Below are 12,553 nucleotides of genomic sequence, written 5' to 3'. Positions count from 1 at the left end.
CCGTACCCTGTCCCCGTGGCAGAACCAGTGGTGCGCATCCCGGATGCGAAGGTCGCCCTGTCGACGGCCTCGGTCTATCCGGAGTCGACGGCGACGGCCTTCGAGATCGCCGCGCGCCTCGGCTACGACGGCGTCGAGGTCATGGTGTGGACCGATCCGGTCAGCCAGGACGTCGAGGCGCTGCGCCGCCTCTCCGACTACCACCGGGTGCCGATCCTGGCCGTGCACGCCCCCTGCCTCCTCATCACCCAGCGCGTCTGGTCCACCGACCCCTGGGTCAAGCTCCGCCGGGCGCAGGCCGCCGCCGAACGGCTCGGCGCCTCGACGGTGGTCGTCCACCCGCCGTTCCGCTGGCAGCGGCAGTACGCCAAGGACTTCGTCTCCGGCATCTGGCGGATGGCGGACGAGACCGACGTGCGGTTCGCCGTCGAGAACATGTACCCGTGGCGGTACAAGGACCGCGAGATGCTCGCGTACGCCCCCGAGTGGGACGTCACCAAGGACGACTACCGGCACTTCACCGTCGACCTCTCGCACACCGCGACCGCCCGCACCGACGCCCTGGCGATGATCGACCGCATGGGCGACCGGCTCGGCCACGTCCACCTCGCCGACGGCAAGGGCTCCGCGAAGGACGAGCACCTCGTCCCGGGCCGCGGCACCCAGCCCTGCGCCGAGCTCCTGGAGCGGCTCGCGCTCACCGGCTTCGACGGACACGTCGTCATCGAGGTCAACACCCGCCGCGCGATGTCCGCCGCCGAACGCGAGGCCGACCTCGCGGAGGCGCTGGCCTTCACCCGGCTCCACCTCGCCTCCGCCGCCCGCCCCTCCCGGGTGCCGCGGCCGTGACGGGAGCGGCTCCGCGCCGGCGCGGACGCCCCTCCCGCACCGAGGAGGAGAGCGGACCGGGCGCGCGCGAACGCATCCTGGAGGCGGCCCGCGCCGAGTTCGCGGAGCGCGGGTACGACAAGGCGTCGGTCCGCGGCATCGCGCGCGCGGCCGGGGTGGACCCGGCGCTCGTCCACCACTACTTCGGCACCAAGGACGACGTCTTCGCCGCCGCGGTCGAGGTGTCCTTCGAGCCCGCGACCGTCGTCCCGGCGATCCTCGACGGCCCCCGCGACGCCCTCGGCGAGCGGCTCGCGCGCTTCTTCATCGGCGTCTGGGAGAACCCGGTCAGCCGTGCCCCGCTCCTCGCGATCGTCCGCTCCGCGCTGACCCACGAGGCGGCGGCCAAGGTGCTGCGGACCTTCGTGCTCCGCCGGCTCCTGGAGCGGATCGCCGCCGAGCTCGACGTGCCGGACCCGGCGTTCCGCGCGGAGCTGGCCGCCTCCCAGATGATCGGGATCGTGATCATGCGGTACGTCATCCGGGTCGAGCCGCTGGCCTCCGCGGAACCCGAGGAGATCGTGGCCCAGGTGGCCCCGACGCTCCAGCGCTACCTGACCGAAGGCTGAACAGACGTCCCGCATCGCGGACACCCTGTCCAGATCTTGGAGCGTCGGCGTACGCTCGAATGCAAGCACACCCATCACGAGGAGCGAGCGACGATGCCCGAGCTGAGGTCCCGCACAGTCACCCACGGCCGCAACATGGCGGGCGCACGCGCCCTTATGCGCGCCTCCGGTGTACCCGGCGCGGACATCGGCCGGAAGCCCATCATCGCCGTGGCCAACTCCTTCACGGAGTTCGTCCCCGGCCACACCCACCTCCAGCCGGTGGGCCGGATCGTCTCCGAGGCCATCACCGCCGCCGGGGCCATCCCGCGCGAGTTCAACACGATCGCCGTCGACGACGGCATCGCCATGGGCCACGGCGGCATGCTCTACTCCCTGCCCTCCCGCGACCTGATCGCGGACAGCGTGGAGTACATGGTCGAGGCGCACTGCGCCGACGCCCTGATCTGCATCTCCAACTGCGACAAGATCACCCCCGGCATGCTCATGGCCGCCCTGCGCCTGAACATCCCGACGGTCTTCGTCTCCGGCGGCCCCATGGAGTCCGGCCGTGCCACCCTCGTCGACGGCACCGTCCGGACCCTCGACCTGGTCGACGCGATCTCCGACGCCGTGAACCCGAAGATCTCGGACGAGGACATCGCCCGCATCGAGGAGAACGCCTGCCCGACCTGCGGGTCCTGTTCCGGCATGTTCACCGCCAACTCGATGAACTGCCTGACCGAGGCGATCGGCCTCTCCCTCCCCGGCAACGGCTCGCTGCTCGCCACCCACACCGGCCGCAAGGCGCTGTACGAGAACGCCGCCCGCACCGTCGTCGACATCACCCGCCGGTACTACGACGAGGACGACGCCTCCGTCCTGCCGCGCTCCGTCGCCACCCGCGCCGCCTTCGAGAACGCCATGGCCCTCGACATCGCCATGGGCGGCTCGACCAACACGATCCTCCACCTGCTCGCCGCCGCCCAGGAGGCCGAGCTCGACTACGGCCTGAGCGACATGGACGAGGTCTCCCGCCGGGTGCCCTGCCTGGCCAAGGTCGCCCCGAACGTCGCCAAGGACCGCACGTACTACATGGAGGACGTGCACCGGGCCGGCGGCATCCCCGCCATCCTCGGCGAGCTCTACCGGGCCGGTCTGCTCAACGAGGACGTCCACTCCGTCCACTCCCGCTCCATCAAGGAGTGGCTGGACGCCTGGGACGTCCGCGGCGGCGCCGCCACCGACGAGGCCGTCGAGCTGTTCCACGCGGCCCCCGGCTGCGTCCGCTCGGCGACCGCGTTCTCCCAGTCCGAGCGCTGGGAGTCCCTCGACGTGGACGCGGCCGGCGGCTGCATCCGCGACGCGGCCCACGCCTACTCCAAGGACGGCGGCCTCGCGGTCCTGCGCGGCAACCTCGCCGTCGACGGCTGCGTCGTGAAGACGGCCGGCGTCGACGAGTCCATCTGGACCTTCGAGGGCCCGGCGGTCGTCTGCGAGTCGCAGGACGAGGCCGTCGAGAAGATCCTCAACAAGCAGGTCACCGACGGCGACGTGGTCGTCATCCGGTACGAGGGCCCGCGCGGCGGCCCCGGCATGCAGGAGATGCTCTACCCGACCTCCTTCCTCAAGGGCCGGGGCCTGGGCAAGACCTGCGCGCTCGTCACCGACGGCCGCTTCTCCGGCGGCACCTCGGGCCTCTCCATCGGCCACGCCTCCCCGGAGGCCGCCTCCGGCGGCACCATCGCCCTCGTCGAGGACGGCGACCGGGTCCGCATCGACATCCCGAGCCGCTCCATCGAGCTCCTCGTCGACGAGGACACCCTCGCCGCCCGCCGGGAGGCGCTGAACGGCGTGTACGAGCCGAAGAACCGCCAGCGCAAGGTGTCGGCGGCGCTGCGCGCCTACGCCGCGATGGCCACCAGCGCCGACAAGGGCGCGGTCAGGGACGTGACGAAGCTGGGCTGAGCCCGGCACACCACCGGGACGACGACGGAGGGGAGCGGGCACCAGGCCCGCTCCCCTCCGTCGTACCCCGGCGCCCCCGGCGGCCTCACCAGGCCGCGGGATCGCGCGCGTCCACCGCGAAGACCGAGCCGTCCGGCGCCGTCCCGAAGATCCGGTCCCCGGAGACCACCGGCTCGGGCACCCTCGTCGCGTAGCCGAGGCGGCCGTTGCGCAGCCGCGGCCGGGTCTGGCCGATCAGCGCCCCGCGCGCGGTGTCGACGGCGAGCAGCCGCCCGTCCTGGACGGAGAAGTAGAGCCGGTCGCCGGGCCCGAGGACCGGCGACGAGACGTTCCCGGCCGCCGTCTCCAGGTTCCACAGCACCCGGCCCTTGGACGCCGCGGTGTCGAAGGCCGTCAGACGCCCGTCCGCCTCCAGCAGATGGACCACCGACCCGTGGACGGCGATGCCGCGGAGGTCGAGCCGGTGCGGCAGCTTCAGCCGGCGCACGGCCCCGTCCCCGCCGTCACCGGGGCCCACCAGCACGAGACCGTCGACCAGCGACGTGTCGTAGTGGTCGGCGAGGACCAGCGCCCCGTCACCGGTGCGGCCCACCGGGTCGAGGTCGCCGGCCATGTTCCGCTGCCACACCGTCTCGCCGGTCCGCGGGTCGACGGCGGCCACCCGCGTGCGCGTGCCGTCGTCCGAGATCTCGGAGACCGTGAGCAGCCCGGACGGGCCGTCGTACGTGCCGAGCACGGGCGCCGTGAACGAGGGCAGGCCGTGCCGCCACAGCTCCTTCCCGGTCCGGCTGTCGACCGCCCGGACCCCGCCCCGCCCGTCGGTCAGCACCACGGCCGTGCCGGCCACGCGGTACGCCTCGGGCAGCGTGCCGCCGGCGCTCCAGCCGGCGCCCCCGTCGCCCGCCCCGTACGCCTTCAGCGGCCCCGTCGGAGCGGCGGCTCCCACCAGCCCCTCCGCCAGCGGCACCGGCGCCGTCGGCGCCTCCGCCTCGACCGGGGTGGTCAGCGACCACCGGACGCGGCCCGTCACCAGGTCGAGCCGCGCGAGACCGACACCGCGGGCCGTGCAGTACAGCGCCCCGCTCCCCAGCGTGCAGGCGGGCGCCGCGGTCGGCCCCTTCTCCTGGAGCGCGGCCGACCAGCCGGTGAAGACCGTCGCCACCTCGTCCGGACGGTCCGGCGCCGCGGGCGCGCCGCCCGCCGGGGCGCCCAGCGCCGCGTACAGCCCGGCTCCGGCCAGCGCCAGCACGGCGAGGACGGCGGCCGTCGGACGCGGACGGATCCGCCCGGCCGGCCACCGGCGCCGGGGCGGCACCGGCGCGGTGGCCCGTACCGGCGTGTCCGCGTCCCACGCGGGCGCGGGACCGGTGTCCCCGTCCTCCGGAAGGGAGGGCCGCCGCCGCTGCGCCGGTATGAACGCCTCCGCCTCGTACGAGGGCGGCAGCAGCGCCGACATGATCTGCGCCGGGGTCGGACGGTCGGCGGGCTCCTTGGCCAGGCAGCGCGCCACGAGCGGCGCCAGCTCCGCCGGCACGCCCGTCAGGTCCGGCTCGTCGTGCACGACCTGGTACGCCACGATGTACGGGCTGTCGGAGTCGAACGGGCCGTGCCCGGTCGCCGCGTGCACCAGCACCGAGCCCAGGGCGAAGACGTCGGCGGCGGGCCCGACCTCGCGCGGACGCTGGAACTGCTCGGGCGCCATGAACGGCGGCGAGCCGATCAGCTTCCCCGTCTCCGTGTGCAGGTCGCTGTCGACCGGACGGGAGATCCCGAAGTCGATGACCTTGGGGCCGGTGTCGGTCAGCAGGACGTTGCTGGGCTTGAGGTCCCGGTGGACGACCCCCGCGCGGTGGATGTCGCGCAGCGCCTCCGCGAGGCCCGCGGTGAGCCGGCGCAGCTCGGCGGGGGCCAGCGGACCGTTCCGCTTCACCTGGTCGGCGAGGGTGGGGCCGGGCACGTAGAGGGTGGCCATCCAGGGGCGCACGGCATCGGGGTCGGCGTCCACGACCGGCGCGGTGAAGGCTCCGCTCACCCGGCGGGCGGCCGCCACCTCCTGGCGGAAACGTGCCCTGAACTCGGGGTCCTCCGCGTACCGTGCGTGCACGACCTTGACCGCGAGCCGCAGGCCGGACGCCGAGGCCGCGAGGTGCACGACGCCCATGCCGCCGGCTCCCAGACACGCCTGGAGGCGGTAGTCGCCCGCGTACTCGGGCCCCTCCGCTTCCCGGTCGGACCCGGTACTGCGCAACGGTGGCATCGCCCACCCCCGTGTGATTCCCCGTCACCTCGCGCGCACCCGCGCGAACTCGACGGAGCCTAGTCCATGGCGCCCCCGAAGTCGGTGGGGCTTGCTAGCCTGCGCGTCGCGGAGAGTGAAACTCGGCGGAGCGCTTTTCCGCCAACGGGGGAGGACACCATGGACGCCATGAACACACTGGCCACGGCCGCGCGCTACGAGGTGGCACCGGGCTACCGGGTCAACGTGCGCTCGGGCCCCGGCACCACGTACGCGATCGTGCGGACCCTGGCGCTCGGCGCCACCGTCGCCCTCCACTGCCAGAAGTACGGCGAGTGGGTCAGCGGCCCGTACGGCACCACCAACATCTGGGACTGCGTCGGAGCCGGCGAGTACGTCTCCGACGCGTACGTGCACACGGGCAGCGACGGCATGGTCGCACCGCGCTGCGCCTGAGCCCGTCCACCGTCGCCCCGGGGATAATCGACCTCGTGAGCGACGACGAGCAGACCCCCCAGACGACCGGCGGCCCCTCCGGCGGCGCGCCCGCCGGGCCGCAGCCGGAGGAGATCCGCTTCTTCGGCACCACCTGGCTCGACCACAGCGGGGGCTACGCCCTGCGCCGCGCCGGCCTCGCGCTCGGCGCGCTGGCCGCCGCCGTCGCGGCCTGCTTCGTGCTGCGCTTCGCGTACCAGGGCCTGGAGATCGCCGCCGTCGGCGGCTTCGTCAACATGCTGGTCGTCATCATGTTCGCCGTCTGCAGCGCCATCGCCTTCCGCAAGACCTGGGAGGGCTTCGGCCGGCGGCCCGCCGACCCCGCCCGCGAGGAGTCGCTGCGCAGCCTCAAGGCCATCGGCTTCATCGGCTCCCTCCTCGCCTACGCCCTGCGCTGCCTCGTCGAGGCCCCCGGCGAGAAGCTCCGCCGCGCCGAGCACGAGGCGGCCCTCACCCGCTACGAGAAGCGCCGCACCTCCCGCACGGGCAACCCCGCCGCCCGCAAGAAGCCCAAGCGCGCGTAACCGGGCGCCGCGCCCGCCCCTGCCCTTGCGGGCCCTGCCGTGCCCACCACCGGCCCGCGCCGCCCCTTCCGCACCATCGATGCCCGCGCCCCACCCCCGGGGCCGCGGGCATCCCCATGTCCGGACGTACGAAGCGCCAGGGAACAGCCACCCGCCCCCTCCTTGACGCCCCGCACCCCCCGGCGCATTATTCATCACATGGTGAATTACCCGGCGGGTGCGCCGACCGACCCCGCCCCCACAGAAGCCGCCGCCACCGACCCCACCCCCGCCATCACGGCCCACCGCCTCACCGCCACCCGCGGCCGGCGCACCGTCCTGCGCTCCCTCGACTTCACCGTCCCGGCCGGCCGCATCACCGGCCTCCTCGGCCCCTCCGGCTGCGGCAAGACCACCCTCATGCGCGCCATCGTCGGCACCCAGGCCCAGGTCGACGGCACCCTGGAAGTCCTCGGCCACCCCGCCGGGGACCCCGCCCTGCGCTCCCGCATCGGCTACGTCACCCAGGCCCCCTCCGTCTACGACGACCTCACCGTCCGCCAGAACCTCGACTACTTCGCCGCCGTCCTGCTCCCCGGCCGCGCCCACCGCCACGACCGCCGCGCGCTCGTCGACCGCGCCGTCGCCGACGTCGACCTCACCACCCACGCCGACTCCCTCGCCGGCCGCCTCTCCGGCGGCCAGCGCAGCCGCGTCTCCCTCGCCGTCGCCCTCCTCGGAACCCCCGAGCTCCTGGTCCTCGACGAACCCACCGTCGGCCTGGACCCCGTCCTCCGCCGCGACCTGTGGGAACTCTTCCACCGGATCGCCGCCGACCGGGGCACCACGCTCCTCGTCTCCTCCCACGTCATGGACGAAGCCGAACGCTGCCACCGGCTCCTCCTCATGCGCGAAGGCGAGATCCTCGCCGACGACACCCCCGACAACCTGCGCCGCCGCAACGACACCGCCACCGTCGAAGAAGCCTTCCTGCACCTCGTCGACGCCGCAGCCGCCCGAGCCGCCCACGAGGAGCCCCGCCCATGAGCCCCGCACGCACCCTCGCCACCGCCGCCCGCGTCCTGCGTCAGCTGCGCCACGACCCCCGCTCGATCGCCCTGCTCCTCCTCGTCCCCTGCGTGATGCTCTTCCTGCTCCGGTACGTGTTCGACGGCAGCCCGGACACCTTCGACGACATCGGGGCCTCGCTCCTCGGGATCTTCCCCCTCATCACGATGTTCCTGGTGACCTCCATCGCGACCCTCCGCGAACGCACCTCCGGCACCCTGGAACGCCTCCTCGCCATGCCCCTCGGCAAGGCCGACCTCATCGGCGGCTACGCCCTCGCCTTCGGACTCCTCGCCGTCGTCCAGTCCACCCTCGCCACCGGCCTCGCCGTCTGGTTCCTGGGCCTCGACGTCGTCGGCTCCCCCTGGCTCCTCCTCCTGGTGGCCCTCCTCGACGCCCTGCTCGGCACCGCCCTCGGCCTCTTCGTCTCCGCCTTCGCCGCGTCCGAGTTCCAGGCCGTCCAGTTCATGCCGGCGGTGATCTTCCCCCAGCTGCTGCTCTGCGGCCTCTTCACCCCGCGCGACCGGATGGCCCCCGCCCTCGAAGCCGTCTCCGACGTCCTGCCCATGTCGTACGCCGTCGACGGCATGAACGAGGTCCTCCGCCACCCCGACGTCACCGGCGTCTTCGTCCGCGACCTGCTCGTCGTCGCCGGCTGCGCCGTCCTCGTCCTCGTCCTCGGCGCCGCCACCCTCCGCCGGCGCACCGCCTGACCGCCCCTCGGACACCCCGCACACCGCCCGGCCCGCCGGTGCGAGGATGACGACACGTACCCCCCTCCGGCGAGGTGAACAGAGCCATGACCCAGACCGTCGCAGTCCTCGGCACCGGCAAGATCGGTGAAGCGCTCCTCAGCGGCATGATCCGCGCCGGCTGGCGCCCCGCGAACCTCCTGGTCACCACACGCCGCGCCGAGCGCGCCGAGGAGCTCCGCACCCGCTACGGCGTCGAGACCGTCACCAACGCCGAGGCCGCCAAGCGCGCCGACACCCTCATCCTGGCCGTCAAGCCCCAGGACATGGGCCGCCTCCTCGACGAGCTCGCCCCCCACGTCACGGCCGACCGCCTGCTCATCAGCGCCGCCGCCGGCATCCCCACCTCCTTCATCGAGGACCGCCTGACCGCCGGCACCCCGGTCGTCCGCGTCATGCCCAACACCCCCGTCCTCGTCGACGAGGGCATGTCGGTCATCTCCGCCGGCAGCCACGCCACCCCCGGCCATCTCGCCCACACCGAGGAGATCTTCGGCGGCGTCGGAAAGACCCTCCGCGTCCCCGAGTCCCAGCAGGACGCCGCCACCGCCCTCTCCGGCTCCGGCCCGGCGTACTTCTACTTCCTCGTCGAGGCCATGACCGACGCCGGCATCCTCCTCGGCCTGCCCCGCGCCCAGGCCCACGACCTCATCGTCCAGGCCGCCATCGGCGCCGCCGTGATGCTCCGCGACAGCGGCGAACACCCGGTCAAGCTCCGCGAAGCCGTCACCTCCCCGGCCGGCACCACCATCAGCGCCATCCGCGAGCTGGAGAACCACGGCGTCCGCGCCGCCCTCATCGCCGCCCTGGAAGCGGCCCGCGACCGCAGCCGCGAGCTCGCCTCCGGCAACGGCTGACCCTGCCCCGCCGGGGTCACCGGACCCCGGCGGACGCCCCCTCCACCACGTCCTGCGTCGACACGACCTTCGCGAACCGGCCGCCGTGCAGCGAGACGGCGGTCGCCTGGGACAGCTCGTCGGCACTCCGCGACCACCCGAACGGACCCTCCAGGTCGAAGGTGTGCATCGCGTCCAGCGGGAACACCACCTCGTACCCGAGGTTCCCGCCCATCCGGGCCGTCGTCTCGTTGCACATGTTCGTCTGGATGCCGACGATCACGATCTGCGCCACGTCGAGACCGGTCAGCCACCCGTCCAGCGACGGCTCCCCGTAGAACGCCGAGTTCACGCTCTTCGTCACCAGCAGCTCGGGGCCGGAACCCTTCCCACGCCGCTCCTCGACGAAGTCCTTGAACGCGTTCCCCGCGTACCCCGTCCGCAGCGGCGACCGCGAACCCTCCACCGAGTCGTGCCGCACGAACGCGACCGGCCGCCCCGTCTCCTGCCACAGATCGATCAGGGCCGCGATGTTCCCCTCCGCGGCCGGGTTGTTCCGCTTCCCCCAGAACTCCTCCTCGAAGCCCTTCTGCACGTCGATGACCACCAGCGCTGCGTTCTCCGCGATCTCCATACCCACGATCGTGCCCCCGGCAAGACCCGCGTCCCAGCAGGTCGAATGACAGCGATCGATGATTTACTGCCAGGCGTGCCGACGTCACCCGCGCCCCGCCCCCAGCGCATCGCCCTCCTCGCCTTCCCGGGCGTCCGCGCCTTCGACATCTCCGTCATCACCGAGGTCTGGGACAGCGACCGCACCCTCCGCGGAGTCCCTCCCTTCGAGCTCCGCCGCACCGCCGCCGACCCGCACGCCCCCCTCCCCCTCCGCGGCGGACTCACCCTCACCCCGGACCGCCCGCTCGACTGGCTCGACGACCTCACCACCACCGACCTCGTCGTCGTCCCCGGCATCGAGGACCCCGACGCCGACCTGCCCACCCCCGTCCTCGACGCGCTCCGCCACGCCCACACCGCCGGCGTCCCCGTCGCCTCACTCTGCGCCGGCGCCTTCGTGCTCGCCCGCGCCGGACTCCTCGACGGCCGCCGCGCCGTCACCCACTGGCACCTGGCCCGGACGCTCGCCGAACGCCACCCCGCCGTCCAGGTCGAACCCGACGCCCTCTTCGTCGAGGACTCGGGCATCTGGACCTCGGCCGGCACCGCCGCCGGCATCGACCTCTGCCTCCACCTCGTCCGCACCGCCCACGGAGCCGAGGCCGCCGCCGCCATCGCCCGCTCGATGGTCACCGCACCCTTCCGCACCGGCACCCAGGCCCAGTTCATCGAGCACCCCACCCCCCGCGCCGACCGCGACGCCGACGCCCTGGCCGACGTCCGCGCCCACGCACTCGCCCACCTCGCCGAACCCCACACCGTCGCGAGCCTCGCGGCCCGCGCCGGCATGTCCCCCCGCTCCTTCGCCCGCCACTTCCAGGCCACCACCGGAACCACCCCCCTGCACTGGCTCATCACCCAGCGCGTCGCCGCCGCCCAGAAACTCCTCGAACGCACCGACCACCCCCTCCCCGAGGTGGCCCGCCGCGCGGGCTTCGGCAGCGAGATCACGATGCGCCAGCACTTCGCCTCGCACCTCGCCACCAGCCCGCGCGACTACCGCAACGCCTTCCGTCACCCCGCCGGCAACAGCCCGATCGCCCGATAGGCCCGGTCCACCACCGGCCGCGCCGTCGCCCGGGCCCGCTCGGCCCCGTCCCGTAGCACCTGATCCACATGGCCGGGGTCCGCCGCGAGCTCGGCATGCCGCTCCCGCAGGGGCCTCAGCAGTTCGACGACCGCGTCCGCCGTGTCCTTCTTCAAAGATCCGTACGACTCGTATACACCGGCCAGCTCCTCCGGGTTCCCATCCGTCGCCGCGGCCATCAGATCGAGGAGGTTCGCGAGCCCCGGCCGCAGCTCCCGGTCGTAGACGACCTCCCGCCCGCTGTCGGTCACGGCCCGCATGACCTTCCGCCGCACGGTCTCCGCGTCGTCGAGCAGATAGACGATCCCGGCCCCGTTCGCGTGCGACTTCCCCATCTTCGATGTGGGGTCCTGGAGGTCCATCACCCGCGCGGCCACCTTCGGCTGCGTCGCCCGCGGCACGGTGAAGGTGTGCCCGTACCGCTGGTTGAACCGCACCGCCAGGTCCCGCGTCAGCTCCACGTGCTGCCGCTGGTCCTCGCCCACCGGCACCTCGTCCGTCCCGTACGCCAGGATGTCCGCCGCCATCAGCACCGGATACGTCAGCAACGACAGCCGCACGCCCTCGCCGGCCGCCCGCGCCCGCTCGCTCTTCTCCCGGTACTGGATCATCCGCCGGAGCTCCCCGTCCGTGGCCGTGCACTCCAGCAGGTACGACAGCCTCGCGTGCTCGTCCACATGGCTCTGCACGAAGAGCGTGCACCTCTCCGGATCGAGCCCCGCCGCCAGCAGCAGCGTGGCCGCCTGCCGACTGAGCCGGCGCACCCGCGCCGGATCGTGCTCCACCGTCAGCGCGTGCAGGTCCACGACGCTGAACAGCGCCTCGCTGTGGTGCTGGTCCACCTCGACCCACCGCCGGACGGCCCCGAGGTAGTTGCCCAGCGTCAGATGCCCGGTGGGCTTGACCCCGCTGAAGATCGTCGTCATCGCGTTCGTTCTCCCTCTGCTCCAGGCGCCGGCCCGAGGGCCGCCTCCCCGGAGGGGGATACGCGAACGGCCGCCGGGACGGCGGCCGCTTGTCACATGCGTCGGTGCGGGCCGCCGGTCAGGCGGCCCACCACTGGGTGGTGTGCGCATGCGTACTCATACGGAGAGGCTACGCCCCAGGCCCGGGGTTGACACGGGATTACCCGATCCGTAGTGTTCTCCGAGTTGTCCGACGTGAGCACCGACTCCGGTCGGCCCCGGACAGCCATTCCGCAAGATCCTCTGAAGCTGACGACGCTTTGCCGTGTCGTCTCGCTTTCCGTGCGTTTTTGCGAAATGAGGAATCCGCGTTCGAAGGACTGAGCGCAGCCGCCCGATTAGCGTCGGAGGCAGGAAATCCGCTAAAGTCTCACTCGTCGGAACGGCCCAACAGCCGCAAAGACAAATCCCGCTGACTGGGAATCAGACGCCGAAAGGATCTGATAGAGTCGGAAACGAAGGAAGCGCCCGGAGGGCCTGGAAACAGGAACGAAGGAAGCGTCCGCACCTTGAGAACTCAACAGCGTGCCAA

The 12,553-nt window shown here is 73.0% G+C and carries 12 protein-coding genes; 9 read left to right on the top strand and 3 right to left on the bottom strand.

The window, feature by feature from the left end:
• Window positions 1-15 precede the first annotated feature (15 nt).
• The 3 genes from ACZ60W_RS33715 (at window position 16) to ilvD (ending at window position 3,404) form a co-directional block, all read left to right on the top strand.
• On the top strand, window positions 16-849 hold the full coding sequence (locus tag ACZ60W_RS33715; RefSeq protein ID WP_469759211.1) for a sugar phosphate isomerase/epimerase family protein: 834 nt from the start codon (window positions 16-18) through the stop codon (window positions 847-849).
• Complete coding sequence (locus ACZ60W_RS33710; protein ID WP_469759210.1) at window positions 846-1,457, top strand: TetR/AcrR family transcriptional regulator; 612 nt, start codon at window positions 846-848, stop codon at window positions 1,455-1,457. Before ACZ60W_RS33715 ends, ACZ60W_RS33710 begins: the two co-directional genes overlap by 4 nt.
• 93 nt (window positions 1,458-1,550) lie before the next feature.
• Complete coding sequence (gene ilvD, locus ACZ60W_RS33705) at window positions 1,551-3,404, top strand: dihydroxy-acid dehydratase (protein WP_469759209.1); 1,854 nt, start codon at window positions 1,551-1,553, stop codon at window positions 3,402-3,404.
• A gap of 85 nt (window positions 3,405-3,489) precedes the next feature.
• Here ilvD and ACZ60W_RS33700 read toward each other — a convergent pair whose 3' ends face one another.
• Window positions 3,490-5,661 (bottom strand): protein kinase domain-containing protein, encoded by a 2,172-nt coding sequence (locus tag ACZ60W_RS33700; protein WP_469759208.1) that lies wholly within the window; start codon window positions 5,659-5,661, stop codon window positions 3,490-3,492.
• Between the two features lie 159 nt (window positions 5,662-5,820).
• On the opposite strand from ACZ60W_RS33700, the gene ACZ60W_RS33695 reads away from it, so the two are divergent.
• The 5 genes from ACZ60W_RS33695 (at window position 5,821) to proC (ending at window position 9,315) form a co-directional block, all read left to right on the top strand.
• Window positions 5,821-6,096 carry a peptidase gene (locus ACZ60W_RS33695; protein WP_469759207.1) on the top strand — a complete coding sequence of 92 codons (276 nt, stop codon included), beginning with the start codon at window positions 5,821-5,823 and terminating at the stop codon, window positions 6,094-6,096.
• Window positions 6,097-6,131: 35 nt separating this feature from the next.
• Entirely contained in the window at window positions 6,132-6,659 is a 528-nt protein-coding gene (locus ACZ60W_RS33690) for a hypothetical protein (protein WP_469759206.1), read from the top strand.
• Between the two features lie 198 nt (window positions 6,660-6,857).
• On the top strand, window positions 6,858-7,685 hold the full coding sequence (locus tag ACZ60W_RS33685; protein ID WP_469759205.1) for an ABC transporter ATP-binding protein: 828 nt from the start codon (window positions 6,858-6,860) through the stop codon (window positions 7,683-7,685).
• On the top strand, window positions 7,682-8,419 hold the full coding sequence (locus ACZ60W_RS33680) for an ABC transporter permease (RefSeq protein ID WP_469759204.1): 738 nt from the start codon (window positions 7,682-7,684) through the stop codon (window positions 8,417-8,419). The genes ACZ60W_RS33685 and ACZ60W_RS33680 overlap by 4 nt, the downstream gene beginning before the upstream one ends.
• A gap of 86 nt (window positions 8,420-8,505) precedes the next feature.
• A complete protein-coding gene (gene proC / locus ACZ60W_RS33675; RefSeq protein WP_469759203.1) occupies window positions 8,506-9,315 on the top strand; it encodes a pyrroline-5-carboxylate reductase in 810 nt (269 codons plus the stop codon).
• Window positions 9,316-9,331: 16 nt separating this feature from the next.
• On the opposite strand, the gene ACZ60W_RS33670 is transcribed toward proC, so the two are convergent.
• Window positions 9,332-9,928, bottom strand: coding sequence for a cysteine hydrolase family protein (locus tag ACZ60W_RS33670; RefSeq protein ID WP_469759202.1), 597 nt, complete (start codon window positions 9,926-9,928; stop codon window positions 9,332-9,334).
• Window positions 9,929-9,973: 45 nt separating this feature from the next.
• Between ACZ60W_RS33670 and ACZ60W_RS33665 the strand changes: the two genes are divergently transcribed.
• Window positions 9,974-11,017: a GlxA family transcriptional regulator gene (locus tag ACZ60W_RS33665; protein ID WP_469759201.1), complete on the top strand. Its 1,044-nt coding sequence runs from the start codon at window positions 9,974-9,976 to the stop codon at window positions 11,015-11,017.
• On the opposite strand, the gene trpS is transcribed toward ACZ60W_RS33665, so the two are convergent.
• Entirely contained in the window at window positions 10,984-11,982 is a 999-nt protein-coding gene (gene trpS, locus ACZ60W_RS33660) for a tryptophan--tRNA ligase (protein WP_469759200.1), read from the bottom strand. The genes ACZ60W_RS33665 and trpS overlap by 34 nt on opposite strands.
• Between the last annotated feature and the right edge of the window lie 571 nt (window positions 11,983-12,553).

The sequence above is a fragment of the Streptomyces sp. NPDC104202 genome (assembly GCF_055584185.1).
This window is presented reverse-complemented; position numbering and strand designations above follow the sequence as displayed.